The organism is Enterobacter cloacae complex sp. ECL72 (assembly GCF_019056635.1).
Lineage (GTDB): Bacteria > Pseudomonadota > Gammaproteobacteria > Enterobacterales > Enterobacteriaceae > Enterobacter > Enterobacter hormaechei_C.
The window spans coordinates 280544-307351 of the sequence record NZ_CP077659.1 but is presented as its reverse complement, the minus strand read 5'-3'; the positions used below and the strand labels follow the sequence as shown (position 1 = coordinate 307351).

Genomic DNA, 26808 nt, shown 5'->3' with positions numbered 1-26808 from the left:
GCTCACGAATTATCGCTTTCACCAATAACCTCAAAAACCCCATGAGATTATCAGAAAAAAGCCGGCCGACTGGCCGGCTTTTCGATTACATCACCAAGCGGCGAATGTCGCTCAGCATGTTGTTGATGATGGTGATGAAACGCGCACCATCAGCCCCGTCGATCACGCGGTGGTCGAAGGACAGAGAGATTGGCATCATCAGACGCGGCACGAACTCTTTGCCATTCCACACCGGCTCCATCGCGGACTTGGACACACCGAGGATAGCCACTTCCGGCGCGTTCACAATCGGTGCGAAGTGGGTGGTACCCAGGCCGCCGATGCTGGAGATAGTGAAGCAGCCGCCCTGCATTTCGCCGGCAGTCAGCTTACCATCACGCGCTTTTTTGGAGATGGTGGTCAGTTCACGGGACAGCTCAGTGACGCTCTTCTTGTTCACGTCTTTGAAGACCGGAACAACCAGACCATTTGGCGTATCAACCGCAACACCGATGTTGATGTACTTCTTCAGCGTCAGCTTCTGGCCGTCTTCGGACAGGGAGCTGTTGAAGCGAGGCATCTGCTCAAGGGCAGCGGCAACCGCTTTCATGATGAAGACCACTGGAGTGAACTTCACGTCCAGCTTACGCTTCTCAGCTTCGGCGTTCTGCTGTTTACGGAACGCTTCCAGATCGGTGATATCGGTCTTATCGAAGTGGGTAACGTGCGGGATCATTACCCAGTTACGGCTCAGGTTAGCACCCGAGATTTTCTGGATACGGCCCAGTTCCACTTCTTCGATTTCACCGAACTTGCTGAAGTCCACTTTCGGCCATGGCAGCATGCCCGGGATACCGCCACCGGCAGCAGCAGGTGCAGCTTCGGCGCGTTTCACCGCATCTTTCACGTAAGCCTGAACGTCTTCGCGCAGGATACGGCCTTTACGACCAGTGCCCTTCACTTTCGCCAGGTTCACACCGAATTCGCGCGCCAGGCGACGAATCAGCGGAGTCGCGTGGACGTAAGCGTCGTTTTCAGCGAACTCAGATTTTTCTGCTTTAGCAGCAGGGGCAGCAGCCGGTTTAGCAGCCTGAGCCGGTGCAGCAGCCGGTGCCGGAGCAGCCGCGGCAGCTGGAGCGGCGGCAGGTGCTGCGCCTTCCACTTCGAAGACCATGATCAGAGAGCCGGTAGATACTTTGTCGCCGGTGTTGATTTTGATCTCTTTAACGGTACCGGCGAACGGCGCAGGCACTTCCATAGAAGCTTTGTCGCCTTCAACGGTGATCAGTGACTGTTCAGCGGCAACTTTGTCGCCCACTTTTACCATCACTTCGGTCACTTCAACTTCGTCACCGCCGATGTCCGGTACGTTAACGTCTTTCACGCCGCCAGCAGCCGCTGGTGCAGCAGCCGGAGCCGGAGCAGCTTCCGCTTTCGCTGGAGCCGCAGCGCCTTCAGCGCCCGCCACTTCGAAAATCATGATCAGGGAACCTGTAGACACTTTGTCGCCGGTGTTGATCTTGATCTCTTTAACGGTACCCGCGAACGGTGCCGGCACTTCCATAGAGGCTTTGTCGCCTTCTACGGTGATCAGTGACTGCTCGGCCGCAACGGTATCGCCCACTTTCACCAGGATTTCAGTGACTTCAACTTCGTCACCGCCGATGTCAGGCACGTTCACTTCTTTCGCTGCCGCGGCCGCTGCTGGAGCAGCAGCAGGTGCTGCTTCTTTCTTCTCTTCCTGCGCAGGTGCAGCAGCTGCTGCACCGTCGGCGGAATCGAAAATCATGATCAGTTTACCGGTCTCGGTTTTATCGCCAACAGAGACTTTGATCTCTTTAACGATGCCAGCCTGAGGAGACGGGACTTCCATAGAAGCTTTGTCGCCTTCTACGGTGATCAGCGACTGTTCAGCTTCAACTTTGTCGCCCACTTTGACCAGGATCTCGGTGATTTCAACTTCATCAGCCCCGATGTCCGGTACATTGATTTCGATAGCCATTATTCTTTTACCTCTTACGCCAGACGCGGGTTAACTTTATCTGCATCGATGTTGAATTTGGTGATTGCGTCTGCAACCACTTTCTTATCGATTTCGCCACGTTTAGCCAGTTCGCCCAGTGCTGCTACTACCACGTAGGAAGCATCAACTTCGAAGTGGTGACGCAGGTTTTCGCGGCTGTCAGAACGACCGAAGCCGTCAGTACCCAGTACGCGATAATCATCAGCTGGAACGTAAGTACGAACCTGCTCAGCGAACAGTTTCATATAGTCAGTAGACGCCACCGCTGGCGCGTCGTTCATCACCTGAGCGATGTACGGAACGCGTGGGGTTTCCATTGGGTGCAGCATGTTCCAGCGCTCACAATCCTGGCCATCACGCGCCAGTTCAGTGAAGGAGGTAACAGAGTACACATCGGAACCCACACCGTAGTCTTTCGCCAGGATCTGCGCTGCTTCACGAACGTGACGCAGGATAGAACCGGAGCCCAGCAGCTGAACTTTACCTTTGCTACCTTCGATGGTTTCGAGTTTGTAGATACCTTTACGGATACCTTCCTCGGCACCTGCTGGCATTGCCGGCATGTGGTAGTTTTCGTTCAGGGTGGTGATGTAGTAGTAAATATTCTCTTGCGCTTCACCGTACATGCGCTGCAAGCCGTCATGCATGATGACTGCCACTTCGTACGCGTAAGACGGGTCGTAAGAGATACAGTTAGGGATAGTCAGAGACTGAATGTGGCTGTGACCATCTTCGTGCTGTAGACCTTCACCGTTCAGGGTCGTACGACCAGAAGTACCACCGATCAGGAAGCCGCGAGCCTGCTGGTCGCCTGCCTGCCAGCACAGGTCACCGATACGCTGGAACCCGAACATGGAGTAGTAGATGTAGAACGGGATCATCGGCAGGTTGTTGGTGCTGTAAGAAGTCGCAGCAGCCAGCCAGGATGCGCCTGCACCCAGTTCGTTGATACCTTCCTGAAGGATCTGACCTTTCTCGTCTTCTTTGTAGTATGCAACCTGCTCACGGTCCTGCGGGGTGTACTGCTGACCGTTCGGGCTGTAGATACCGATCTGACGGAACAGACCTTCCATACCGAAAGTACGCGCTTCGTCGGCGATGATTGGAACCAGACGATCTTTGATCGACTTGTTCTTCAGCATCACGTTCAGGGCACGAACGAAAGCGATAGTGGTAGAGATCTCTTTGTTCTGCTCTTCCAGCAGCTGAGAGAAATCTTCCAGCGCTGGCAGTTCCAGCTTCTCGGTGAAGTTAGGCTGACGAGCAGGCAGGTAGCCTTTCAGCGCCTGACGACGTTCGTGCAGGTACTTGTGCTCTTCAGAACCTTCCGGGAAGGTGATGTAAGACAGTTTTTCTACCTGCTCATCGGTCACTGGAACGTTGAAACGGTCGCGGATATAACGCACGCCGTCCATGTTCATTTTCTTAACCTGGTGAGCGATGTTTTTACCTTCTGCGGTATCACCCATGCCGTAACCTTTGATGGTGTGGGCCAGGATCACAGTCGCTTTACCTTTGGTTTCACGCGCTTTTTTCAGTGCAGCGTAAACTTTCTTCGGATCGTGACCACCGCGGTTCAGCGCCCAGATCTGCTCGTCAGTCCAGTCTGCAACCAGGGCTGCGGTTTCAGGATATTTGCCGAAGAAGTGCTCACGAACGTAGGCACCGTCTTTGGATTTGAAGGTCTGGTAGTCGCCGTCAACGGTTTCGTTCATCAGCTGGATCAGTTTACCGCTGGTGTCTTTACGCAGCAGCTCATCCCAACGACCGCCCCACATCACTTTGATCACGTTCCAGCCAGCACCTGCGAAGATGCCTTCCAGTTCGTTGATGATCTTGCCGTTACCGGTTACCGGACCATCCAGACGTTGCAGGTTACAGTTGATGATGAAGCACAGGTTGTCCAGCTTCTCACGGGTCGCGATGGTGATCGCGCCTTTAGATTCTGGCTCATCCATTTCACCGTCGCCCAGGAAGGCGTAAACGGTCTGCTCAGAGGTGTCTTTCAGACCACGGTGTTCCAGGTACTTCAGGAATTTAGCCTGATAGATCGCACCGATTGGACCCAGACCCATAGATACGGTCGGGAACTGCCAGAACTCAGGCATCAGTTTAGGGTGCGGGTAAGAAGACAGACCCTTACCGTGAACTTCCTGACGGAAGTTGTTCATCTGCTCTTCAGTCAGACGACCTTCCAGGAAGGCACGTGCATAGATGCCCGGAGAGATGTGGCCCTGGAAGTACACCAGATCGCCGCCATCTTTCTCGTTAGCTGCACGGAAGAAGTGGTTGAAGCACACTTCGTAAATGGTCGCAGAAGACTGGAAGGACGCCATGTGGCCACCCAGTTCCAGGTCCTTCTTGGATGCGCGCAGAACGGTCATGATGGCGTTCCAGCGGATAGCAGAACGGATACGGCGTTCCAGATCCAGATTGCCCGGGTATTCCGGTTCGTCTTCGACGGCAATCGTGTTTACGTAGTTGCTAGCCCCTGCACCTGAAGCCACTTTCACGCCGCCTTTGCGTGCTTCTGAAAGCAGCTGATCAATCAGATACTGAGCGCGCTCAACACCTTCTTCACGGATGACCGATTCGATCGCCTGTAGCCAGTCGCGAGTTTCGATCGGATCCACGTCATTTTGGAGACGTTCTGACATGGGGGTATTCCTTATCTATCTAATACGTTGATTTGTCTGGAACCTGTCCCATTGTATTTTCGCCAGAAAACACAATAAGACAGGTTCTGCGTTTAGTTGCCGCGCTCTAAAAGTACCTGGCGCTTAATCCTTTCGTTGCTGTATGCGGCGTAATGAACGTTCGCGACGCGATTGTTCACGGCTGCGGTCCAGCAAGATTTCCTCAATGAAAGCCAGATGGCGGTGCGACGCTTCGCGCGCCTGCTCCGGTTCCCCGGCCATTATCGCCTCGAATACTCGGGTGCGATGGTTGCTTACCAGCGGGAGCATCTCCCGACGGGCATACAACAATTCAAAATTCTGACGAACGTTCTGGGCCAGCATCGGCTCCATGCAGCGTAGCAGATGGAGGAGCACCACGTTGTGCGCCGCTTCGGTGACGGCAATTTGATACTGGACGACGGCATTGGACTCGGCGTCTAAATCGCCGGACTGCTGTGCCCGTTCAATGGCCTGATGCAGCTCGCGAATACGTACGCGGTCTTCATCAGTGCTGCGAAGGGCGGCGTAATAAGCCGCGATACCTTCCAGCGCGTGACGGGTCTCAAGCAGATCAAACTGGGATTCTGGGTGGTCAGAGAGAAGTTCTACCAGCGGGTCGCTGAAGCTCTGCCACAGGCTGTTTTGCACAAAGGTTCCGCCACCCTGGCGACGGAGCAACAGGCCCTTTGCTTCGAGACGTTGAATCGCCTCACGCAGAGAGGGGCGTGAAACGTCGAACTGTTTTGCCAGCTCGCGTTCTGGCGGGAGCTTCTCGCCCGGGCGCAGTGTCCCTTCGAGAATCAAAAACTCCAGCTGCTGCTCAATCACATCAGAAAGTTTTGGTTGGCGAATTTTGCTGTAGGCCATATTCCCTGTCTTACGCCTTTTTGCCCGGAGTCAATTGGTCTTACCAATTTCATGTTCGTATCGCTAAAGTAACAAAGTATTCACCTTCTGTCCATATTGGTTTTGATTGAAATCAGTAAACCCGGCACATTTTAACAACCTTACAGAACTAACGTTTCAGGAATGTAACTTTGCACAAATGAAATGGTTACTACCAAAGAGGCAGTTTTAACCATAATGAAACGAGGGCTTTTGCAATCTGAAGCGATTCAACAAGGCAAAAAATGAAAATTCGCCCTCTTCTGACGCATTTCTATTCTATAGGTTGGGGTATGAGGGGTTAACGTACCGATTTACAATTGGTTTCTTTTTATTCAAGTCGTCTTCATCCCTTCATAAAGCAGGTGCATTCGCTGGCGCTTACCACTATTCTTGCGCTAACGGAAGCCATCTCCGCTTTTTTCGGTATCGTTAACCGTAAAGAAATAAATACAGAATATGGACTTTCATAATTACACACGCACAGCGTGAACATAACAACCACACACGAGGTTTCAAATGGAAGCTCAACAGCATGGCGATCAGCTAAAGCGCGGCCTTAAAAACCGCCATATTCAGCTCATCGCCCTGGGCGGTGCTATTGGTACTGGCCTGTTTCTGGGCAGTGCATCGGTTATCCAGTCGGCCGGTCCGGGCATTATTCTGGGGTACGCGATTGCGGGTTTTATTGCATTTCTGATTATGCGCCAGTTAGGTGAAATGGTTGTTGAGGAGCCGGTCGCAGGCTCATTCAGCCACTTCGCCTATAAATACTGGGGCAGCTTCGCAGGTTTCGCCTCGGGGTGGAACTACTGGGTTCTGTACGTTCTGGTTGCCATGGCCGAGCTGACCGCCGTTGGGAAATACATTCAGTTCTGGTACCCGGAGATCCCCACCTGGGCGTCTGCGGCGGCCTTCTTCGTCATTATCAATGCCATTAACCTGACCAACGTAAAAGTGTTTGGTGAGATGGAGTTCTGGTTTGCCATCATCAAAGTGATTGCCGTTGTAGCGATGATCATCTTCGGCGGCTGGCTGCTGTTCAGCGGCAACGGCGGTCCGCAGGCCACCGTGCGCAACCTTTGGGAGCAAGGCGGGTTCCTGCCGCACGGCATGACCGGTCTGGTGATGATGATGGCAATTATCATGTTCTCCTTCGGCGGTCTGGAGCTGGTGGGCATCACCGCCGCGGAAGCCGACAACCCGGAGCAGAGCATCCCGAAAGCCACTAACCAGGTTATCTACCGTATTCTGATCTTCTATGTGGGCTCCCTGGCGGTCCTGCTCTCCCTGCTGCCATGGACGCGCGTGACGGCGGATACCAGCCCGTTTGTGCTCATCTTCCACGAGCTGGGCGACACCTTCGTGGCGAACGCGCTCAACGTCGTGGTGCTGACCGCCGCGCTCTCCGTTTATAACAGCTGCGTTTACTGCAACAGCCGTATGCTGTTCGGCCTGGCGCAACAGGGCAACGCACCGAAAGCGCTGCTTACCGTTGATAAGCGTGGCGTACCGGTTAATACCATCATCGTGTCGGCGGTCGTGACGGCGCTGTGCGTTCTGATTAACTACCTGGCACCGGAATCTGCCTTCGGTCTGCTGATGGCGCTGGTGGTTTCCGCGCTGGTGATTAACTGGGCGATGATTAGCCTCGCGCACATCAAGTTCCGCCGCGCCAAGCACCAGCAGGGCGTAACCACGCGCTTCCCTGCCCTGCTCTATCCGCTGGGGAACTGGGTTTGCCTGCTGTTCATGGCTGCTGTGCTGGTCATCATGCTCATCACCCCAGGCATGGCGATTTCCGTCTACCTGATCCCGGTCTGGATTGCGATCCTCGGCGTGGGTTATATGGTGAAACAGAAAAATGCCAAAACGGTGAAAGCGCACTAAGTGTTTTCTCGCTGTACTCGCGGTTGCGGGTACAGCGTCTTGTTACCTTCCTCACAAATTCGCGCCTACAGCAAAATCCTCCATATCACCGCCTTTATATTGCAACGCATATATTCGTTTGCCAGCGAATAATTCTCTCCATACCGAAACCCGGAGAGCTGTCGATGAATAACAACAAACTGTCAGTAAAAGAAAAGATCGGCTATGGCATGGGTGACGCCGGATGCAACATTATCTTTGGCGCCATCATGTTATTTGTTAACTACTTTTATACGGATATTTTTGGTCTTGCTCCTGCACTGGTTGGCGTTTTACTCCTGTCCGTACGCGTCATTGATGCCATCACGGACCCAATTATGGGCGCGATTGCCGACCGTACCCGCAGCAAATATGGCCGGTTTCGTCCATGGCTGCTGTGGATTGCCTTCCCCTATGCGCTGTTCAGCATTCTGATGTTCACCACGCCGGAGTGGAGCTATAACAGCAAAGTTATCTATGCCTTTGTCACCTACTTCCTGCTGTCGCTGACCTATACGGCTATCAACATTCCCTACTGCTCGCTGGGCGGAGTGATCACCAACGACCCGAAAGAGCGCGTTGCCTGCCAGTCCTACCGTTTTGTTATGGTTGGTATCGCCACTCTGCTGCTGTCGCTAACGCTCCTGCCGATGGCCGACTGGTTCGGTGGGGATAACAAAGCCAAAGGCTACCAGATGGCGATGACCGTGCTGGCGCTGATTGGTACCTGCATGTTCCTGTTCTGCTTCGCCACGGTGCGCGAGCGCGTGCGTCCGGCGGTGCAAACCCATGACGAACTGAAAAACGACCTGAAAGACGTGTGGAAGAACGACCAGTGGGTGCGGATCCTGCTGTTAACCCTGTGCAACGTCTGCCCTGGCTTTATCCGCATGGCGGCCACCATGTATTACGTCACCTGGGTCATGGGGCAAAGCACCCATTTCGCCACGCTGTTTATCAGCCTGGGCGTGGTCGGCATGATGTTCGGCAGTATGCTGGCGAAAGTGCTGACCGACCGCTGGTGTAAGCTGAAGGTCTTCTTCTGGACCAACATCGTGCTGGCGATTTTCTCCTGCGCCTTTTACTTCTTCGACCCGAAAGCGACGACAACTATTGTCGTGCTCTACGTCCTGCTGAACATCCTGCACCAGATCCCGTCACCGCTGCACTGGTCCCTGATGGCCGACGTGGATGACTACGGCGAGTGGAAAACCGGGAAACGCATCACCGGGATCAGCTTCTCCGGCAACATCTTCTTCCTGAAGCTGGGTCTGGCGATTGCCGGGGCAATGGTCGGCTTCCTGCTCTCCTGGTACGGCTACGACGCGGGCGCAAAAGCGCAGAGCGCGGACGCCATCAACGGGATCGTGCTGCTGTTTACCGTCATTCCCGGCATTGGATACTTAATTACCGCGGGCGTAGTACGTCTGCTGAAAGTGGACCGTGAGACCATGAAGCAGATCCAGTCCGATCTGGAAAAGCGTCGCACCAACTATCGCGAGCTGAACAATTATCAGGAACTCAAAGCCGCTGAGACTAAATAAGGAAAGCCGAATGCAAACCTGGCCAAACCCGTTTATTGAACAACGCGCCGACCCGTATATCCTGCGTCACGATGGGCAATATTACTTTATCGCCTCCGTACCGGAGTACGATCGGCTGGCGATCCGCTGCGCGGACTCGCTGGAAGGTTTACGCGATGCCGAAGAGGTGGTTGTCTGGCGCAAGCCCGACACCGGCCCGATGAGCCAGCTGATCTGGGCACCGGAGCTGCATCATATCGACGGCAGGTGGTACATCTATTTTGCCGCCACGCATACCCAGGCGCTTGATCAGCTCGGGATGTTCCAGCATCGCATGTTTGCCATTGAATGCGCAGACGGCGATCCGCTCACCGGTACGTGGGTGGAAAAAGGGCAAATCAAAACCCCGTTTGACACCTTCGCGCTGGATGCCACCACCTTTGTTCATCAGGGTAAACGCTGGTATCTGTGGGCGCAAAAAGCCCCGGATATTTCCGGTAACTCCAATCTTTACCTGTGTGAAATGGAAAATCCGTGGACGCTGAAAGGCGAGCCGGTGATGCTCAGTAAACCGGAATATGACTGGGAGTGCCGTGGGTTCTGGGTCAACGAAGGCCCGGCGGTGCTGTTCCATGGCGATAAGCTGTTTATCAGCTATTCCGCCAGCGCCACCGACGAGAACTACTGCATGGGATTACTGTGGGCAGACCTGAATGCCGATCCGCAAAACCCGGCTAACTGGCATAAATCCCCGCGCCCGGTGTTTGTCACCAGCTACGAAAACCGTCAGTATGGGCCAGGCCATAACAGCTTTACGCAGACGCCGGAAGGCGAAGATGTGCTGGTCTACCACGCGCGAAACTACACTGAAATTGAAGGCGCTCCGCTTTACGATCCCAATCGCCATACTCGCCTGAAACTCATCCGCTGGAACGAAAACGGGATGCCTGATTTCGGCATCCCGCCCGCAGATACGCTGTAACGGCTTCGGCGCGCTGGCTTAAACCAGCGTGCCGTAAATCGTCAGCAGCGCCACAATCACCACCACCACAAACGACGTTTTCTTTGCCATCGAGACGGCAGCCTTTGGCGTTGCGACTTTATCCGTGTGCGGCTCACGCGCCAGCGAGAACTGTGCCAGTCGGGTTAAAACCTGATACTGCGAGGTATGGCGGTCTGCAAGGGAGACAAACCACGCGGGCAGCGCCTTTTCACCGTGACCGATGAGGGCATAGACCACGCCTACCAGACGCACCGGAAGCCAGTCGAGCACGTGCAGGATGGCATCAATGCCGGACTGTAGACGTTCATGCGGCGTAAGATAGCGGGCAAGCCAGGTCTGCCAGGCGCGCAGGAACGCATAACCCATCAGCAGTACCGGCCCCCAGGGTCCGCCCACCACGAACCAGAACAGCGGCGCCAGGTAGTAACGGAAGTTGATCCACAGCAGCGCGTTTTGCAGCTCCCGCAGAAACTCGCGTTCATCGCAGTCCGGCGGTACGCCGTGGATCATCGTCAGCTCGCTCGCCATCGCGCCGCGCGCGTGGGCATCATCCCGGGAAGCGGCTTTCAGATACGCGTGATAGTGCAAACGCACCTTGCCCGCGCCAATACACAGCACGCCGAGCAGGATCCACACCACCAGCAGCGGCACGTTGAAAAAGAGGCCGTAAAGCGAGCGCAGCAACAGGAACGTAATCGCCATCACGCCTGCCGCCATCAGCAACGTGCGCAGCATGGAAAAATGCCTGATGCGGCGGAATAACACCTCCAGCCGATGATCCAGATGCCAGTGCTCGCCGAGCTTAAACAGGCGTTCAGCGATCATAACCAGCAGCATGGTAAACAACGTCATGTTATCTCCTTATCTGACGACGTGGTAAGCATGGCGTGAAACCGGGACCAGTCAAACGCCGGGCCGGGGTCGGTTTTTCTTTCGGGGACGATGTCGCTGTGCCCTGTAATATTGTCTGCAATGGCGGGATAGCGCCCGATTAACGTTTGCGTTACAGCAACCAGTTTCTCATATTGCGCATCGGTGTAAGGCGTGGTGTCCGTTCCTTCCAGTTCAATTCCAATAGAGAAATCATTGCACCGCTCGCGCCCCTGATACATCGACACGCCAGCATGCCAGGCTCGCTTATCAAAAGGAACATACTGAACCACTTCGCCATCACGACGGATCAGACAGTGCGCCGATACGCGCAGATGCGCAATCTCAGCAAAGAAGGGGTGGGCATCGGGATCTATCGTTCCAGTGAATAACGCATCGATCCACGGACCGCCAAACTCACCCGGCGGGAGACTAATATTGTGAACCACCAGCAGTGTGGGCTTTTCATCCTCCGGGCGGCAGTCGTGGTGCGGCGACGGTACATGCCGCGCGTCCACCAGCCATCCGTTTTCTAACAACATGCTGGAACTCCTTATCTATGGTGCTGTTACTCGGTTCAGAGTAGCATGTTTCAATATTATGATTCGTTACCAATTTGGAGTTTTATCATGCCGCCTCGCCGCTATAACCCCGACCACCGACGTGACGCGCTTCTGGAACGTATTAATAGTGATATCCCGGCAAGCGTTGCCCATGCCCTGAAAGAAGATCTCGGCGGCGACGTCAGCGCCGATAACGATATTACCGCCCAATTGTTGCCAAAAGAGACACGCTCGCATGCGGTGATCATCACCCGCGAAGCGGGGGTTTTCTGCGGCAAACGCTGGGTTGAGGAGGTCTTTACCCAGCTGGCAGGCGACGAGGTGCAGGTAACATGGCACGTTGAAGACGGTGATGCGGTCACGGCGAATCAGCCACTGTTCGAGCTGGACGGCCCGTCCCGCGTCTTGCTGACCGGTGAACGCACCGCGCTCAATTTTGTGCAAACGCTCTCTGGCGTTGCCAGTGAAGTACGCCGCTACGTTGACCTGCTGGCAGGCACCCGCACGCAGCTGCTGGATACCCGTAAAACCCTGCCGGGCCTGCGGACCGCGCTGAAATACGCGGTACTCTGCGGTGGCGGCGCCAACCATCGTCTGGGGCTATCCGATGCCTTCCTGATCAAAGAGAACCACATTATTGCCTCTGGCTCGGTGCGTCAGGCCGTGGAAAAAGCCTTCTGGCTGCATCCGGATGTGCCGGTCGAAGTGGAAGTGGAAACGCTGGAGGAGCTGGACGAGGCCATTAAAGCGGGGGCTGACATCATCATGCTCGATAACTTCGACACGGAGCAGATGCGTGAAGCGGTCAAACGCACAAACGGCCAGGCGCAGCTTGAGGTGTCCGGCAACGTGACGTTCGACACCATCCGCGAATTTGCTGAAACCGGCGTCGATTACATCTCCGTTGGCGCCCTGACCAAGCACGTCCGCGCCCTCGACCTCTCGATGCGCTTCAAATAAATTATCCTCCCCTCTCCGCCCGGAGAGGGGAAATACGAAACCGCTCGCAATTACGCTGTCCTTCTCTGCAACACTGAATCATTTCCCTGAAAGCCCCTTCACGTTCACGCTTTTGTCCCTCGTTTCTGCATGCTGGCACTGCCACAGTAGCGCCACTTAACGTAAGGAGCAGACATGAACAGACAACAAGGATTTACCCTGATTGAGCTAATGGTGGTCATTGGCATTATTGCCATCCTGAGCGCCATTGGCGTCCCGGCCTATCAGAACTACCTGCGAAAAGCGGCGCTCACCGATTTGCTGCAAACGTTCATCCCCTACCGCACCGCCATTGAGCTTTGCGCCCTGGATCGTGGTGGTGTGGATAGCTGCGACGCAGGCACCAATGGCATCCCCTCCCCGACAACCACACGTTACGTTTCAGCGATGAGCGTGGCAAAGGGGGCCGTATCGTTAACAGGGCAGGAAAGCCTTAACGGACTTGAAGTGCTCATGACACCGATCTGGAGCGACGGTAACGGTATGACGGGCTGGACGCGTGACTGCAAAATTGCGTCCGACACGGCGCTCAGACAAGCTTGTGAAGATGTTTTCCGCTTCGACAACAACTGACAGGAGTGGACAATGAATACCGAACAGCTAATGACGCTCTGTCAGCGCCATCACGCACTGCTACTCGCAAGCGACGCCGATATGATCAGCATTGCGGTGGTGGGTAATCCTGCCTCTGAGCTGATGGAAGCGTTACGCTTCGCCACGCAGAAGCGTATTGATATTGAGTGCTGGACGGCAGAACGGATGGAAAAACGGCTTCAGTCCGTCTCATCATCACACCTGCCGGGCATAGCGCCAAACTCAGCCGCTGACGTGCTCAGTACAACGTTGCAGCAGGCAGTAAACCAGCGGGCTTCTGACATCCATATTGAACCGACGGAGCACGGCTACCAGATCCGTTTGCGAATCGACGGTGTTCTCTACCCGCAACCGCCGATCTCTGCCGCCCTCGGGACGACGCTTGCCGCACGCCTGAAGGTGCTGGGTCAACTGGATATTGCGGAGCGCCGCCTGCCGCAGGACGGCCAGTTTACGGTGGAGCTGGCAAGCATCCCCGTATCTTTTCGTATCGCAACCCTTCCCTGTAGCGGCGGAGAAAAAATCGTGCTTCGTCTGCTTCACCAGGTACAGCAGGCACTGGAGCTTGAACAGCTGGGGATGAGCGCAGACCAGCAGGCCCGTTTTGCCGGGGCGCTTAACAGCCCTCAGGGGTTGATTCTGGTCACCGGCCCGACCGGTAGCGGGAAAACGGTGACGCTGTACAGCGCGTTACAGGCGCGAAATACCCCTGACGTCAATATTTGCAGCGTGGAAGATCCCGTTGAAATCCCGCTTGCAGGCTTAAACCAGACACAGATTAATCCGCGCGCGGGGCTGACCTTTCAGAGCGTGCTGCGTGCCCTGCTCAGGCAGGATCCTGACATCATTATGGTGGGTGAAATTCGTGACGGCGAAACGGCAGAAATTGCCATTAAGGCGGCGCAAACCGGGCATCTGGTGCTGTCCACCCTCCATACTAATTCGACGACTGAAACGCTGGTACGGCTGCAACAGATGGGCGTCGCGCGCTGGATGATATCTTCGGCGCTCTCGATGGTGATTGCCCAGCGACTGGTGCGCCGTTTATGTCCGTACTGCCGACAGGAAGCCAGCCGCCACACCGAATTACCCCGCACGCTGTGGCCCCGGCCGCTTCCTCGCTGGCAACCCACCGGCTGCGATCGCTGCTACCACGGTTTTTATGGTCGCGTAGCCATTTTTGAAGTGCTCGTCATCGACGACACGCTGCGGCAGGCCATCGCCAGCGGAGCAAGCACGGAGGTGATTGGGTCCAGCGCTCGTCAGGCGGGAATGACCTCTTTGTTTGAGCATGGCTGCATGGCCGTAGAACAAGGGCTGACCTCGCTCGAAGAGCTGTTGCGCGTCCTGGGAATGCCCGATGGCTGCTAATTCGCTCTGGCGCTGGCGTGCCCTGAACACCGAGGGGGAGGTGCAAACCGGCACCCTCTGGGCCATCGACCGTGACGCAGCTTACACGGCTCTGGTGCTTAAACAACTGCACCCGCTGGCGCTAAAACGCTGTCAGCAGCGCCACCGATGGCAGGTGCAGCACTGCTACGATATTTTTCGCCAGCTCGCCACGCTGCTACAGGCTGGACTCACGCTATCCCAAAGCCTGCACATGCTGGCGGAACAGCATCCTTTGCAGCACTGGCAGGCGCTGCTGCACAGTCTTGCTGATGACCTGAGCGAAGGTTGCGCCCTGTCAGAGGCCATGAAGAAATGGCCAGAGGTGTTTAGCCCTCTTTATGTCTCAATGGTGAAGACGGGTGAGCTGACGGGTAAGCTCGAAGCCTGCTGCCGTCAGCTTGCGCAGCAACAAAAATCCCAGCAGCAGCTTAGTGCGAAGGTGAAGAAAGCGCTGCGCTATCCGCTGATCATCCTGACGCTGGCCGTTTTCGTGGTGCTGGCGATGGTCACGCTGGTTTTGCCTGAGTTTGCTGCAATCTACAAAACGTTCAACACCCCGCTCCCTTTGCTCACGCAGGCAGTCATGGGGCTGGCGGCCTTGGTTCAGGCGCATATCCTCACCCTTTTGACCCTGCTCGTGGCAATGGTTGTCATCGCCTGTAAGCTGCGGCGGCATCCACGCTGGCAGTATGTCTTGTTACACGTACCGGTGATGGGCACGCTGACGCGCGGGCAAAAACTGGGGCAGATTTTTACCGTGCTGTCATTAACCCAGCAGGCCGGAATTGCCTTTTTACAAGGACTGGAGAGTGTGGAGGAGACCGTTGAGAGGGGCTACTGGCAGGAGAAACTCCGTGAGATACGCAGCGATATCGAACAGGGGATGCCCGTGTGGTCCTCCTTCCAGAAGGCCTCTGTTTTTACGCCACTGTGTATTCAGCTCATTCGCACCGGAGAAGTGTCGGGTTCACTGGATGTGATGCTGATGAATCTGGCCCGCCACCATACGGAACAGACATTTCAGCAGGCAGACAATCTGGCGGCGCTTCTTGAGCCTTTGCTACTGGTCGTGACGGGTCTGATTATCGGCACGCTGGTGGTGGCAATGTATCTGCCGATTTTCCATCTGGGGGATGCAATGAGCGCGGGGTAACGCTGGCGCACGGACGCGCGCCAGCCGTAGCCGTCAGAGGCTATTAAATACGCGGTTTTCCTGCTCCTGAACGCGGATAAACGTCGTGCGTTTCGTCAGCTCTTTCAGGCGGGAAGCACCAACGTAGGTGCAGGCAGAACGCAGACCGCCGAGGATATCGCGCGCCGTGTTTTCGACCGGGCCGCGCAGTGGCAGCTTAACGGTTTTGCCTTCCGCCGCACGGTATTTCGCGACACCGCCCACGTGACGGGTCATCGCGGATTCAGAGCTCATTCCGTAGAACAGCATGAATTTCTCGCCGTTCTCTTCCACCACGGTACCGCCGCTCTCTTCGTGGCCTGCCAGCATGCCGCCGAGCATCACGAAATCCGCGCCGCCGCCGAAGGCTTTCGCGACATCGCCTGGCATGGTGCAGCCACCGTCGCTGATGATCTGGCCGCCCAGACCGTGCGCAGCGTCAGCGCATTCAATTACCGCAGACAGCTGCGGATAACCCACACCGGTTTTCACGCGCGTGGTGCAAACGGACCCCGGGCCAATGCCAACTTTTACAATGTCGGCCCCGGAGAGGATCAGCTCTTCACACATTTCACCGGTCACCACGTTGCCCGCGATGATGGTTTTGGTTGGCCAGGCCTCACGTGCCTTGCTGACGAACTGAACGAAATGCTCGGAATAACCATTTGCCACGTCAATGCAGACAAAATTCAGCGCTGGATTGGCGTTCAGGATCTGTTTGGTTTTCTCGAAATCTGCATCAGAGGTACCGGTCGAGACCATCACATGCTTCACCACGTCAGCCGAGGCGGAGGCGACAAACGCATCCCACTCTTCAGCGCTGTAGTGTTTGTGTACCGCAGTAAGGATGTCGAATTGCGCCAGTGCGGTCGCCATCTCGAAGGTTCCGACGGTGTCCATGTTGGCCGCGATAATCGGCACGCCAGACCACGTCTGACCGGAATGCTTAAAGGTGAATTGACGTTCGAGTTCAACGTCTGAGCGACTTTTCAGTGTAGAGCGTTTAGGGCGGATAAGAACGTCTTTGAAACCTAACTTCAGATCTTCTTCGATACGCATGTGCGGATTCCTGGGGTTAGAGGCAAATATATTAAAAGCACAACTCCAGTGACGCTATCATACGCACTAATACCTGCTCCGCAAGACTGCGAAATTCTCTTTTTTTACGCTACAATCCTAGAAATTTACCTGGTAAAAAGCGGGTAAAGAGAGCTAAACATTGGCTGTTGTAAGTTTGAATTTTAAGCAACTGATTTTAAAACTGAATAATTCCCAGGATCTGATTTAATGGGGTATATCGTCGCATTAACCGGCGGCATCGGTAGTGGTAAAAGCACCGTTGCGCACGCGTTTGCTCGTCTCGGCATCACGATTATCGACGCCGATATCATTGCCCGTCAGGTGGTAGAACCCAATACACCCGCCTTAAACGCCATCGAAGCGCATTTTGGTCGCCGTGTGATACAGGCTGACGGCACCCTGAATCGTCGGCAGCTGCGTGAGTGCATATTTTCCGATCCAGCGGAAAAAGCCTGGCTTAATGCCCTGCTCCACCCCATTATCCACCAGGAAACTCAGCGTCAGATTGCCGCAGCCCTTTCGCCCTATGTGTTGTGGGTGGTCCCGTTACTGGTGGAAAATCAGCTTCAAAATAAAGCAGACAGAACGCTGGTGATTGACGTTTCCCGCGAAACGCAAATCCAGAGAACCATGGCGCGTGACAATGTTTCTCGCGAGCATGCTGAACAAATTCTTGCCGCACAGGCCACGCGCGAAGCGCGCCTCGCCATTGCGGATGATGTTATTGATAATAACGGCGCACCAGATGCCATTGCATCGGATGTTGCTCGTCTGCACGCGCAGTATCTGACCTTCGCCGCGCAGGCCGTTGCACAGGAAAAACCATAATGTCGACTCATATCCTTTTTGAGCACCCGCTTAACGAAAAAATGCGTACCTGGCTACGCATAGAATTTCTTATTCAACAGCTTTCACAACATCTGCCTGTCAACGATCACGCCACGGCGCTGCATTTTTTCCGCAACGTGGGCGATCTGCTGGATGTGATTGAACGCGGCGACGTCCGCACTGAGCTGTTGAAAGAGCTGGAGCGCCAGCAGCGTAAATTACAGGCCTGGGCCGAAGTACCGGGCGTGGATCAAAGTCGAATTGACGCTTTACGCAAGCAGCTGAAAAACAGCAGCACGACCCTGATGGCCGCGCCGCGCGTTGGCCAGTTTTTACGAGAGGATCGTCTGATTGCGCTGGTGCGCCAGCGCCTGAGCATACCGGGCGGATGCTGTAGCTTTGACCTGCCAACGCTGCATATGTGGCTGCACATGCCGCAGGAACAGCGCGATCGCCAGGTGAACAGCTGGCTGGGCAGCCTGGAGCCGATGAATCAGACGTTATCCCTGATCCTCGATCTTGTGCGTAACTCTGCCCCGTTCCGCAAACAAACCAGTCTCAACGGTTTCTATCAGGATAACGGCGACGACGCCGATCTTCTGCGCCTGAACCTGTCTCTTGGCGAGCAGCTTTACCCGCAAATTTCCGGACATAAAAGCCGTTTCGCGATCCGCTTTATGCCGCTGGACAGTGAACATGGCACCGTGCCGGAACGCCTCGATTTTGAACTGGCCTGTTGTTAAGGAGTGCCAATGTCTGACGTAACCACCGTAAACTGCCCAACCTGTGGGAAAACTGTCGTCTGGGGAGACGTAAGTCCATTTCGCCCATTCTGCTGTAAGCGCTGTCAGCTTATAGACCTGGGCGAATGGGCGGCGGAAGAGAAACGCATTCCGAGCGAAGGCGATCTCTCGGATAGCGATGACTGGAGCGAAAACCAGCAGTAACGTTCAAAGCCTGCTGGCGCGTCGCTTAGCAGGCCTACGGTTGTGCGGCCAGCCGGAGGATCACAGGCTCATTGGCAGGCGGGAATTTTTCCGCATCGCTGGCCTGAAGCTCAATCCAGTTACCCGGCTGCCCCTCTTTTCCCCACGGCTCACCTTCCCAGTTTTCAACCAGCCAGAACCACAGCGTGATGTGACGATCCGGAAACTGGTACTCCAGCTTATCGAACAGCGTTGCGCCAAGCGGGGTGATCCCCACCTCTTCCTGAAGCTCACGCACCAGCGCCTGCTCCGGCGTTTCACCTGATTCGATTTTTCCGCCGGGGAATTCCCATTTGTTGGCCATGTGCGCATCGGCGGCACGTTGGGTAATGAAGATCTGATTTTGCGGGTTGCGAATGATCCCGACAGCAATTTGCAGTGTTTTCATCATGTCACTTCCATAAAAAAGGCGCAGATATCTGCGCCTTTTCAGTTTGTTATGTTCTTAACTCAGACGGCCGTGGCACGCCTTGTATTTTTTGCCGGAACCGCATGGGCACGGATCGTTACGACCGACTTTACGATCGCCCGTCTGCGCTGCGATTGCCGCTGCGGCTTCGCTTTCATCGGTCTGATGGCTCAGCTGCTGCATCTGTGCCAGACGCTCAGCTTCTTCACGACGCTGCTGCTCCATCGCTTCCACTTCTTCCGGCATACGCACCTGAACTTTGCTCAGGGTGCTGATGACTTCATACTTCAGCGACTCCAGCATGGCAGCAAACATGGAGAAGGATTCACGCTTGTACTCCTGCTTCGGATCTTTCTGCGCATAACCACGCAGATGGATACCCTGACGCAGGTAGTCCATTGCCGCCAGGTGCTCTTTCCACAGGGAGTCCAGGGTCTGCAACATTACGCCTTTCTCAAAGTGACGCATCATCTCTGCGCCAACCACTTCTTCCTTACGCTTGTAGACGTCCAGCGCGGTTTCGTAGATACGCTCGCGAAGGGTCTCTTCGTGCAGCTCAGGCTCTTTGTCCAGCCACTCTTTGATTGGCAGTTCGAGATCGAAGTCGTTTTTCAGACGTTCCTGCAAACCTTCGATATCCCACATCTCTTCCAGAGACTGTGGCGGAATGTGCGCGTCGATAGTGGCTTTGAACACATCTTCGCGAATGCTGTTGATGGTTTCGCTCACGTCGGACACGTCCAGCAGTTCGTTACGCTGGGTGTAGATCGCACGACGCTGGTCGTTGGCAACGTCATCATATTCCAGCAGCTGCTTACGAATATCGAAGTTGCGGCTTTCTACTTTACGCTGGGCGTTGGCAATCGCTTTGGTAACCCACGGGTGCTCGATCGCTTCGCCAGGTTTCATGCCCAGTTTACGCATCATGCCGGACACACGGTCAGAGGCGAAAATACGCATCAGCGCATCTTCCATAGACAGATAGAAGCGGGAAGAACCGGCATCACCCTGACGACCTGCACGACCGCGCAGCTGGTTATCGATACGACGAGATTCATGACGCTCGGTACCAATGATGTGCAGACCACCGGATGCCAGCACCGCGTCATGACGCACCTGCCAGTCGGCTTTGATCTGCGCGATTTGCTCTGGGGTTGGGTTTTCCAGCTCCGCCACTTCGGCCTGCCAGCTACCGCCGAGCATAATATCGGTACCACGACCCGCCATGTTGGTGGCGATGGTTACGGCAGCCGGGTAACCGGCCTGCGCAACGATATCTGCTTCTTTAGCGTGGAACTTGGCGTTCAGAACGTTGTGTTTGATGCCTGCTTTGGTCAGCTCGTTGGATACCACTTCGGATTTCTCGATGGAGATGGTCCCCACCAGTACCGGCTGGCCCTTCGCGGTACGTTCGCGAATATCTTCAATGATCGCCTGAATTTTTTCCGCTTCAGTCATGTATACCAGGTCCGGCATATCCTTACGGATCATCGGACGGTTGGTAGGTACTACCACGGTATCCAGCTTATAGATGGAGCTGAACTCAAACGCTTCGGTATCTGCGGTACCGGTCATCCCCGCCAGCTTCTCGTACAGACGGAAGTAGTTCTGGAAGGTGATGGATGCCAGCGTCTGGTTTTCGTTTTGAATATCCACGCCTTCTTTCGCTTCCACGGCCTGGTGCAGGCCATCGGACCAGCGACGTCCCTGCATAGTACGGCCGGTGTGTTCATCGACGATGATGACTTCGCCGTCTTTAACAATGTAGTCAACGTCGCGGGTGAAAAGGGCGTGCGCGCGCAGTGCGGCCGTTACGTGGTGCATCAGCATGATGTTGCTCGGGGAGTACAGAGACTCGCCCTCTTCCATAATGCCTTCAGCCACCAGCAACTCTTCGATTTTCACCAGGCCGCGTTCGGTCAGGTTGACCTGACGCGCTTTTTCATCCACGGAGAAGTGACCTTCCCCCTGGAAAGTATCGGAGTCTTCTTTCTCCTGACGCAGCAGGTGAGGAATGATTTTGTCGACTTTACGGTACATCTCGGAGCTGTCTTCGGCCGGGCCGGAGATGATCAGCGGGGTACGCGCTTCATCGATCAGAATGGAGTCAACCTCATCCACCAGCGCATAGTGCAGTTTACGCTGGACGCGCTCTTCCGGGCTGAACGCCATGTTGTCGCGCAGGTAGTCGAAGCCGTATTCGTTGTTGGTGCCGTAGGTGATATCTGCGTTATAGGCTTCACGCTTGGCAGGTGCCGGCAGGCCGGACATGTTAATGCCCACGGTCATGCCGAGGAATTCGAACAGTGGACGGTTGTTTTCTGCGTCGCGCTGCGCCAGATAGTCGTTGACGGTAACAACGTGAACGCCCTTACCCGTCAGCGCATTCAGGTAAGCCGGCAGCGTTGCCGTCAGGGTTTTACCTTCACCGGTACGCATTTCCGCGATGCAGCGCTCGTTGAGCACCATCCCGCCCAGCAGCTGCACGTCGAAGTGACGCATGCCGAACACGCGTTTACTGGCCTCACGTACAACGGCGAAGGCTTCCGGGATCAGGCTTTCTAAGGTTTCACCTTTCTCCAGACGCGCACGGAACTCCGCGGTTTTCGCTTTCAGCTCATCATCAGTGAGCTTCTCCATCGCCGGTTCCATACCGTTGATGACGTTCACAGCTTTGCGCATGCGGCGCAGGGTACGATCGTTACGACTACCAAAAACTTTGGTTAACAATTTGATTAGCATAATAAATTCTCAAACGCCCCAGTCGGGCAGATAAATTAAGGTATTGAAAAAGGTTAATTTAGCTGAGGCGTTGAGGCCCGGCACGGATGCCGTGAACCTGGCTAATCCATGTCGAAACAGAGAAGGATGCAGGGGAAACAAAATCCGTTTGCGCCGTCTGATTTACGGTCACTGGCGGCTGGTTGTCCTGCGTCAGAAGCGCATTAAGCGTATCGAGCAGGGCAAGATGCTGAGCCTGAACCGGCAGCGTTTCTTCCGCAACAGGCATCGTCTGTGGCGCCATCGCGAACGACAGATGGCGGATAACCGTGCGAATCGCGTGCTGCTGCCAGTAATCAACGGAGAAATTAGGACGGCGGCTAGCTTCAAGCCATGCGAGATTAGTGAAGTTAACCCGTGTGGTGAGATCGTGTTTGGTCGTCGTGGAACGTGCTGGCGTGGCCGCGTCTGCGCTGTTGCTGAGCACAGGCAAGCCGAAACTCGCCGCGACCATCCCCAATAAGAGATGCGGCCAGAAGTAACGTCTGCCAAATTGTCGCCAGCGCGTCAGTATTCCGCTCACTTGCTCCACCACGTTCGCCCGCCAGTGCAGGCTGAGTTCAGTTATTCTTTTTTTAGCGCCCAGATATTACCACTAAAGCCAATACACGGCAGCAGGAATGACACCTTGCAGCAGGTAAAAACGGTCAATAATGCAGCGAACACACCGTTATTCGGCACCCGACACAGGCCAGGGGTGAGGGGGACAAATTAAAGAAGGGCAGAAATAAAAACGACTGGCTTCCCCTGGTCGGAGAGAGTACCAGGTGAACCAGTCGCTTTTCTTACGAAACGGCTTTAACCGTTACGCCAGGACCATAGTCGGGGCTTTGAACGCCAGCGGCAGTTCAGCTTCGTCTTCGAAGGTCACATATTCCCAGGCTTCTTGTTTTGCCAGGACGGCCTGCAACAGTTTGTTGTTCAGTGCATGACCGGATTTAAACGCGGTAAATGCACCAATGATGTTGTGACCACACATGAAGAGGTCGCCGATCGCGTCCAGCATTTTGTGACGAACAAATTCATCTTCAAAACGCAGGCCGTCTTCGTTCAGTACGCGATAATCGTCAACAACGATGGCACAATCGAAGCTGCCGCCCAGGCACAGGCCGCGGGATTGCAGATATTCGATATCACGCATAAAGCCGAAGGTACGTGCTCGGCTGATCTGACGCATGAACGCATCCGCAGAGAAGTTCATCGCATAGCGCTGGGTGCTGGAGTCAATAGCCGGATGGTTAAAATCGATGGTGAAGTCCAACGAGAAACCATTGTACGGTTTGAATTCAGCCCATTTGTCGCCATCTTCGACGCGAACGGTCTCTTTAATGCGAACAAATTTCTTCGCGCAGTTCAGTTCTTCGATGCCGGCATCCAGCAACAAATAAACGAACGGAGCAGCACTCCCGTCCATGATCGGGATTTCTGGCGCATCGACTTCAACCATAATGTTGTCGATACCCAGACCCGCCAGGGCGGCGTTCAGGTGCTCTACGGTAGAAATCCGCACGTCATGCTCGTTCACCAGACAAGTACAGAGCATAGTATCACGCACAGATTTGGCATCGGCCGGAAAATCTACCGGTGGATTCAAGTCGGTGCGACGATAGATGACCCCGGTATTGGCCGGCGCAGGGCGTAACGTCAGTGTGACTTTCTTGCCGGTATGTAAACCGACACCCGTCGCCTGAACGATACGTTTAAGTGTCCTTTGTTTGATCATCGTATAATCTCGCCAAATTAACTATCCAACCGAGAGTGTATATCACTAACGGTGGGCCAGTTTAGCACAAAGAGCGCAAATCCCCAAATTCCAGCCAATTCTTAGTCAGCTTGCTTACGCAGGAACGCCGGGATATCCAGATAATCTGGCTCTTTTGCCGTTTGTGGAGTTGGGTCGTTCACCACTTTCGCAGCGGGTTTTTGCTCCTGAGTCAGAGGCGCCATACCGTGCTGCTGGTAACGATCCATAACCGGCTGCTGAGTCTGTTTGTTGGTCACCAGGGTGATCTCAGGACGCTTGTCCATACCGATACCGGTGGCCACAACGGTCACACGCAGTTCGTCGTTCATTTCCGGATCAAGGGACGTACCGATAACAACGGTCGCGTTGTCAGAGGCGAACGCACGGATGGTGTTACCCACGGTTTCGAACTCATCCAGACGCAGGTCAAAGCCAGCGGTAATGTTGACCAGCACGCCGCGCGCACCAGACAGATCGATATCTTCCAGCAGTGGAGAAGAGATCGCCATTTCAGCGGCTTCTTCCGCACGGTCTTCGCCGCTCGCCACGCCAGAGCCCATCATCGCGTAGCCCATCTCGGACATCACGGTGCGAACGTCTGCAAAGTCAACGTTCATCAGACCTGGACGGGTAATCAGTTCAGCAATACCCTGAACCGCGCCTTTCAGCACGTCGTTTGCCGCGCCAAAGGCGTCCAGCAGAGAGATACCGCGACCCAGCACTTTCAGCAGCTTGTCGTTCGGGATGGTAATCAGAGAGTCCACGTGCTTGGACAGCTCGGTGATACCCTGCTCCGCGAAAGCCATACGCTTCTTACCTTCAAAGTTGAAAGGCTTGGTCACGACAGCAACGGTCAGAATACCTAAATCTTTAGCGACTTCCGCCACAACGGGTGCTGCACCGGTACCTGTACCGCCGCCCATACCCGCTGCGATGAAGACCATGTCTGCACCGTCCAGTGCAGCGCGCAGCGCTTCACGATCTTCTTCAGCCGCGTTGCGGCCCACTTCCGGGTTAGCCCCTGCTCCCAGACCTTTGGTGATGCCACCACCGATCTGAATCGTCTGGCCAACAGCCGTTTTACGCAGCGCCTGCGCATCGGTGTTCACCGCGAAGAATTCAACACCTTCGATGCGCTCGCGCACCATGTGCTCTACGGCGTTACCGCCGCCGCCACCGACGCCGATGACTTTAATCACCGCGTCGTTGGTTAATTCCATAGGTTCAAACATAATCTCTCTCTCCGTTGTGCCTGTCGCCCGAGACCGCTAATTCTCTCCGGTCTCTTAAAAAAATTAAAACTCTTTTCGCAACCAGGTGTTAAGTCGTTTGACCCAAGACCCCACCGAGACGCGTTTTTCCACTTCTGCTTCACCACTCAAATGGGATTCTTTCCCGTAGTGCAGCAGGCCCACGGCCGTTGAGTAATACGGCTCCTGAGCGTAATCCGTTAAACCGGTAATATTCAGCGGCGCACCAATACGCACCTGCGTATGGAACACGCGCTGAGCGCAGGCCGCAAGACCTTCAATTTGCGCTGCCCCGCCGGTTAATACAATCCCCGCCGCGAGATGATGTTTCACACCCTGCTGGCGAAGCTGTTCCTGTAACTGCAAAATCTCTTCGTTGACCAGGTTGAGCAGCTCGGTATAACGCGGCTCAATCACCTCTGCCAGCGTCTGGCGTTGCAGGCTGCGCGGCGGTCGCCCGCCTACGCTCGGCACTTCAACGCTCTCGTCTTTGCCGACGATAGAGCCCAGCGCGCAACCATGGCGCACTTTAATCGCCTCTGCATCACTCGGTGGCGTACCAAAGGCGTAAGCGATATCGCTGGTCACCACATTCCCGGCGTACGGGATCACTTTGGTGTGGCGTAACGCACCGCCGGTATAGACGGCCATGTCCATTGTACCACCACCAATATCGACCACACAGACGCCCAGTTCACGTTCGTCTTCGGTCAGCACGGAATAGCTCGCGGCAAGACCGGCGAAAATGAGTTGGTCAACTTTCAGGCCACAACGTTCAACGGCTTTTACAATGTTCTTCGCCATATCGTTGTGACATGTGATCAGGTGCACTTTTGCCTGCATACGCACGCCCGAGAGACCGACCGGATTCTTGATGCCTTCCTGGTAGTCGATCGCGTATTCCTGCGGGATCACATGCAGCACACGGTGCTCGTCGCGAACACGCACGGATTTCGCCGTGTGGACAACGTTCTCAACGTCTTCCTGCGTCACCTCTTCTTCAGAAATCGGCACCATACCGATTTCATTCTGGCAGCTGATGTGCTTACCAGACAGGGCCAGATAGACAGAGGAAATCTGGCAATCTGCCATCAATTCAGCCTGGTCGATGGCGCGCTGAACGCATTTCACCACCGACTCAAGGTCGTTTACCCCACCTTTATCCATACCACGGGAGGGGCAGCTGCCCACGCCAATGATATTGACCATACCGTCGGGCAGAACTTCCCCTACCAAAGCGGCAACCTTCGCGGTGCCAATCTCCAGTCCTACTACCAATTTTCTGTCCGTCGACTTGATCATTGTTGTTCTGCCTGTACCTGTGCCTGATTTTGTTGCTGATTAGGTTCCTCGACCGGAGCCGGCTCCCAACCGACTGCTGCGCCTGAGTCATAGCGCAAATCAACGTAGCTTATCCGTTTGCCATCCGTCTGCGCCTGCTGCTGTAAAACCGGGTAAAGTTCTACAAAACGCGCCAGACGTTTCATTGTGTCGCCGCGGCCAAGATTGAGCTTAATGCCATTCGTTAGGGTCAACTGCCAGGAACGGCGCGCCGTCATCGCAGCATCTTTTAACGTAAAGCGATCCTTAGCCAGCACCTGCCCCATCTCACGAAAACCCTGCAATACTTCGTTTTCGCTGCCTTCCGGGCCATACAACATCGGTAAATTCTGCTTGTTGACACGATCGCTCGGGACGCTGAACGAATTTCCGTCTACGTCAACCATATGCTGATCATTCCAACGCGCAATCGGCACATATTCAACCAGATGAATCTTCAATTCATCTGGCCATTGTTTTCTGACACTCGCCTGTTTTATCCACGGCAGACGTTCAATCTGACTCTGGATAATGTTGACGTCCTGCGTCATAAAGGTGCCAGGCGACCCAAGCGCCAGAATCGACTGGCGAATGTCATCGTTACGCGTGTAGTGTCGCTCCCCGGTCACCACCAGCTTCGACAGCGGCAACCGCTGCGCGTCTTCCATCCAGCCCAGCACCATCCAGCCGCTGATAAACACGGTGCACAGCACCCCGAGCAGGAAGATGATCCCTGCAAGACGCGTTCCATTACTCCGGCGCGAAGAGGAATATTCTTCTTCGTCATCGCGGTTGCGCGTGTTCAATGCAGCCTGAGACATA

General features: G+C 55.0%; 23 protein-coding genes. 10 read left to right on the top strand and 13 right to left on the bottom strand.

Going from position 1 to position 26808, the window contains the following annotated elements:
* Positions 1-85: 85 nt before the first annotated feature.
* The 3 genes from aceF to pdhR all read right to left on the bottom strand — a co-directional run bounded on the left by aceF (position 86) and on the right by pdhR (position 5547).
* Positions 86-1981 carry a pyruvate dehydrogenase complex dihydrolipoyllysine-residue acetyltransferase gene (gene aceF, locus KTH07_RS01455; protein ID WP_017694504.1) on the bottom strand — a complete coding sequence of 632 codons (1896 nt, stop codon included), beginning with the start codon at positions 1979-1981 and terminating at the stop codon, positions 86-88.
* 14 nt (positions 1982-1995) lie between these two features.
* Complete coding sequence (aceE, locus tag KTH07_RS01450) at positions 1996-4659, bottom strand: pyruvate dehydrogenase (acetyl-transferring), homodimeric type (protein ID WP_003856315.1); 2664 nt, start codon at positions 4657-4659, stop codon at positions 1996-1998.
* A 123-nt stretch (positions 4660-4782) separates the two neighbouring features.
* Positions 4783-5547, bottom strand: coding sequence for a pyruvate dehydrogenase complex transcriptional repressor PdhR (gene pdhR / locus KTH07_RS01445; RefSeq protein ID WP_015572686.1), 765 nt, complete (start codon positions 5545-5547; stop codon positions 4783-4785).
* Positions 5548-6084: 537 nt separating this feature from the next.
* On the opposite strand from pdhR, the gene aroP reads away from it, so the two are divergent.
* The 3 genes from aroP to KTH07_RS01430 all read left to right on the top strand — a co-directional run bounded on the left by aroP (position 6085) and on the right by KTH07_RS01430 (position 9978).
* Positions 6085-7455: an aromatic amino acid transporter AroP gene (gene aroP / locus KTH07_RS01440; RefSeq protein ID WP_015572685.1), complete on the top strand. Its 1371-nt coding sequence runs from the start codon at positions 6085-6087 to the stop codon at positions 7453-7455.
* A gap of 164 nt (positions 7456-7619) precedes the next feature.
* Positions 7620-9017, top strand: coding sequence for a glycoside-pentoside-hexuronide (GPH):cation symporter (locus KTH07_RS01435; RefSeq protein ID WP_032620921.1), 1398 nt, complete (start codon positions 7620-7622; stop codon positions 9015-9017).
* A gap of 10 nt (positions 9018-9027) precedes the next feature.
* Positions 9028-9978 carry a family 43 glycosylhydrolase gene (locus KTH07_RS01430; RefSeq protein ID WP_063162017.1) on the top strand — a complete coding sequence of 317 codons (951 nt, stop codon included), beginning with the start codon at positions 9028-9030 and terminating at the stop codon, positions 9976-9978.
* A gap of 18 nt (positions 9979-9996) precedes the next feature.
* Here KTH07_RS01430 and ampE read toward each other — a convergent pair whose 3' ends face one another.
* A complete protein-coding gene (gene ampE / locus KTH07_RS01425) occupies positions 9997-10851 on the bottom strand; it encodes a beta-lactamase regulator AmpE (RefSeq protein ID WP_003856320.1) in 855 nt (284 codons plus the stop codon).
* Positions 10848-11411: a 1,6-anhydro-N-acetylmuramyl-L-alanine amidase AmpD gene (gene ampD / locus KTH07_RS01420; RefSeq protein WP_063931721.1), complete on the bottom strand. Its 564-nt coding sequence runs from the start codon at positions 11409-11411 to the stop codon at positions 10848-10850. The genes ampE and ampD overlap by 4 nt, the downstream gene beginning before the upstream one ends.
* An 87-nt stretch (positions 11412-11498) precedes the next feature.
* Between ampD and nadC the strand changes: the two genes are divergently transcribed.
* The 4 genes from nadC to hofC all read left to right on the top strand — a co-directional run bounded on the left by nadC (position 11499) and on the right by hofC (position 15570).
* The gene (gene nadC, locus KTH07_RS01415; RefSeq protein ID WP_015572681.1) at positions 11499-12392 is read left to right on the top strand and encodes a carboxylating nicotinate-nucleotide diphosphorylase; all 894 of its coding nucleotides are present in this window, start codon (positions 11499-11501) and stop codon (positions 12390-12392) included.
* 174 nt (positions 12393-12566) lie between these two features.
* A complete protein-coding gene (gene ppdD, locus KTH07_RS01410) occupies positions 12567-13004 on the top strand; it encodes a prepilin peptidase-dependent pilin (RefSeq protein WP_017694509.1) in 438 nt (145 codons plus the stop codon).
* Positions 13005-13016: 12 nt separating this feature from the next.
* Positions 13017-14396: a type II secretion system protein GspE gene (gene gspE / locus KTH07_RS01405; RefSeq protein ID WP_032620917.1), complete on the top strand. Its 1380-nt coding sequence runs from the start codon at positions 13017-13019 to the stop codon at positions 14394-14396.
* Positions 14386-15570 carry a protein transport protein HofC gene (hofC, locus tag KTH07_RS01400; protein ID WP_017694511.1) on the top strand — a complete coding sequence of 395 codons (1185 nt, stop codon included), beginning with the start codon at positions 14386-14388 and terminating at the stop codon, positions 15568-15570. The genes gspE and hofC overlap by 11 nt, the downstream gene beginning before the upstream one ends.
* A gap of 33 nt (positions 15571-15603) precedes the next feature.
* Here the strand turns inward: hofC and KTH07_RS01395 are convergent, their stop codons facing one another.
* Positions 15604-16647 carry a GMP reductase gene (locus tag KTH07_RS01395; protein ID WP_017383777.1) on the bottom strand — a complete coding sequence of 348 codons (1044 nt, stop codon included), beginning with the start codon at positions 16645-16647 and terminating at the stop codon, positions 15604-15606.
* 228 nt (positions 16648-16875) lie between these two features.
* Between KTH07_RS01395 and coaE the strand changes: the two genes are divergently transcribed.
* Genes coaE through yacG form a run of 3 tightly spaced genes read left to right on the top strand, consistent with a single transcriptional unit; the run spans position 16876 to position 18443 of the window.
* Positions 16876-17496, top strand: coding sequence for a dephospho-CoA kinase (coaE, locus tag KTH07_RS01390; RefSeq protein ID WP_017383778.1), 621 nt, complete (start codon positions 16876-16878; stop codon positions 17494-17496).
* The gene (gene zapD / locus KTH07_RS01385) at positions 17496-18239 is read left to right on the top strand and encodes a cell division protein ZapD (protein ID WP_017383779.1); all 744 of its coding nucleotides are present in this window, start codon (positions 17496-17498) and stop codon (positions 18237-18239) included. Before coaE ends, zapD begins: the two co-directional genes overlap by 1 nt.
* Before the next feature lie 9 nt (positions 18240-18248).
* A complete protein-coding gene (yacG, locus tag KTH07_RS01380; protein ID WP_015572675.1) occupies positions 18249-18443 on the top strand; it encodes a DNA gyrase inhibitor YacG in 195 nt (64 codons plus the stop codon).
* A gap of 34 nt (positions 18444-18477) precedes the next feature.
* Here the strand turns inward: yacG and mutT are convergent, their stop codons facing one another.
* The 7 genes from mutT to ftsQ all read right to left on the bottom strand — a co-directional run bounded on the left by mutT (position 18478) and on the right by ftsQ (position 26807).
* Positions 18478-18870 (bottom strand): 8-oxo-dGTP diphosphatase MutT, encoded by a 393-nt coding sequence (mutT, locus tag KTH07_RS01375; RefSeq protein ID WP_026080649.1) that lies wholly within the window; start codon positions 18868-18870, stop codon positions 18478-18480.
* 57 nt (positions 18871-18927) lie between these two features.
* Positions 18928-21633, bottom strand: coding sequence for a preprotein translocase subunit SecA (gene secA / locus KTH07_RS01370; protein WP_015572673.1), 2706 nt, complete (start codon positions 21631-21633; stop codon positions 18928-18930).
* Between the two features lie 58 nt (positions 21634-21691).
* Positions 21692-22195, bottom strand: a complete 504-nt coding sequence (gene secM / locus KTH07_RS01365; RefSeq protein ID WP_032103219.1) for a secA translation cis-regulator SecM — start codon at positions 22193-22195, stop codon at positions 21692-21694.
* 282 nt (positions 22196-22477) lie between these two features.
* A complete protein-coding gene (gene lpxC, locus KTH07_RS01360; RefSeq protein WP_003856337.1) occupies positions 22478-23395 on the bottom strand; it encodes a UDP-3-O-acyl-N-acetylglucosamine deacetylase in 918 nt (305 codons plus the stop codon).
* Positions 23396-23496: 101 nt separating this feature from the next.
* The gene (gene ftsZ / locus KTH07_RS01355) at positions 23497-24648 is read right to left on the bottom strand and encodes a cell division protein FtsZ (RefSeq protein ID WP_003856338.1); all 1152 of its coding nucleotides are present in this window, start codon (positions 24646-24648) and stop codon (positions 23497-23499) included.
* Between the two features lie 63 nt (positions 24649-24711).
* Positions 24712-25968, bottom strand: coding sequence for a cell division protein FtsA (gene ftsA, locus KTH07_RS01350; protein WP_003856340.1), 1257 nt, complete (start codon positions 25966-25968; stop codon positions 24712-24714).
* Complete coding sequence (gene ftsQ / locus KTH07_RS01345; protein WP_003856342.1) at positions 25965-26807, bottom strand: cell division protein FtsQ; 843 nt, start codon at positions 26805-26807, stop codon at positions 25965-25967. The genes ftsA and ftsQ overlap by 4 nt, the downstream gene beginning before the upstream one ends.
* Between the last annotated feature and the right edge of the window lies 1 nt (position 26808).

Bases quoted from the DNA above. Each gene is read 5' to 3' on its own strand.
- aceF (WP_017694504.1), bottom strand. From the start codon at position 1,981: ATGGCTATCGAAATCAATGTACCGGACATCGGGGCTGATGAAGTTGAA.
- aceE (WP_003856315.1), bottom strand. From the start codon at position 4,659: ATGTCAGAACGTCTCCAAAATGACGTGGATCCGATCGAAACTCGCGAC.
- pdhR (WP_015572686.1), bottom strand. From the start codon at position 5,547: ATGGCCTACAGCAAAATTCGCCAACCAAAACTTTCTGATGTGATTGAG.
- aroP (WP_015572685.1), top strand. From the start codon at position 6,085: ATGGAAGCTCAACAGCATGGCGATCAGCTAAAGCGCGGCCTTAAAAAC.
- KTH07_RS01435 (WP_032620921.1), top strand. From the start codon at position 7,620: ATGAATAACAACAAACTGTCAGTAAAAGAAAAGATCGGCTATGGCATG.
- KTH07_RS01430 (WP_063162017.1), top strand. From the start codon at position 9,028: ATGCAAACCTGGCCAAACCCGTTTATTGAACAACGCGCCGACCCGTAT.
- ampE (WP_003856320.1), bottom strand. From the start codon at position 10,851: ATGACGTTGTTTACCATGCTGCTGGTTATGATCGCTGAACGCCTGTTT.
- ampD (WP_063931721.1), bottom strand. From the start codon at position 11,411: ATGTTGTTAGAAAACGGATGGCTGGTGGACGCGCGGCATGTACCGTCG.
- nadC (WP_015572681.1), top strand. From the start codon at position 11,499: ATGCCGCCTCGCCGCTATAACCCCGACCACCGACGTGACGCGCTTCTG.
- ppdD (WP_017694509.1), top strand. From the start codon at position 12,567: ATGAACAGACAACAAGGATTTACCCTGATTGAGCTAATGGTGGTCATT.
- gspE (WP_032620917.1), top strand. From the start codon at position 13,017: ATGAATACCGAACAGCTAATGACGCTCTGTCAGCGCCATCACGCACTG.
- hofC (WP_017694511.1), top strand. From the start codon at position 14,386: ATGGCTGCTAATTCGCTCTGGCGCTGGCGTGCCCTGAACACCGAGGGG.
- KTH07_RS01395 (WP_017383777.1), bottom strand. From the start codon at position 16,647: ATGCGTATCGAAGAAGATCTGAAGTTAGGTTTCAAAGACGTTCTTATC.
- coaE (WP_017383778.1), top strand. From the start codon at position 16,876: ATGGGGTATATCGTCGCATTAACCGGCGGCATCGGTAGTGGTAAAAGC.
- zapD (WP_017383779.1), top strand. From the start codon at position 17,496: ATGTCGACTCATATCCTTTTTGAGCACCCGCTTAACGAAAAAATGCGT.
- yacG (WP_015572675.1), top strand. From the start codon at position 18,249: ATGTCTGACGTAACCACCGTAAACTGCCCAACCTGTGGGAAAACTGTC.
- mutT (WP_026080649.1), bottom strand. From the start codon at position 18,870: ATGAAAACACTGCAAATTGCTGTCGGGATCATTCGCAACCCGCAAAAT.
- secA (WP_015572673.1), bottom strand. From the start codon at position 21,633: ATGCTAATCAAATTGTTAACCAAAGTTTTTGGTAGTCGTAACGATCGT.
- lpxC (WP_003856337.1), bottom strand. From the start codon at position 23,395: ATGATCAAACAAAGGACACTTAAACGTATCGTTCAGGCGACGGGTGTC.
- ftsZ (WP_003856338.1), bottom strand. From the start codon at position 24,648: ATGTTTGAACCTATGGAATTAACCAACGACGCGGTGATTAAAGTCATC.
- ftsA (WP_003856340.1), bottom strand. From the start codon at position 25,968: ATGATCAAGTCGACGGACAGAAAATTGGTAGTAGGACTGGAGATTGGC.
- ftsQ (WP_003856342.1), bottom strand. From the start codon at position 26,807: ATGTCTCAGGCTGCATTGAACACGCGCAACCGCGATGACGAAGAAGAA.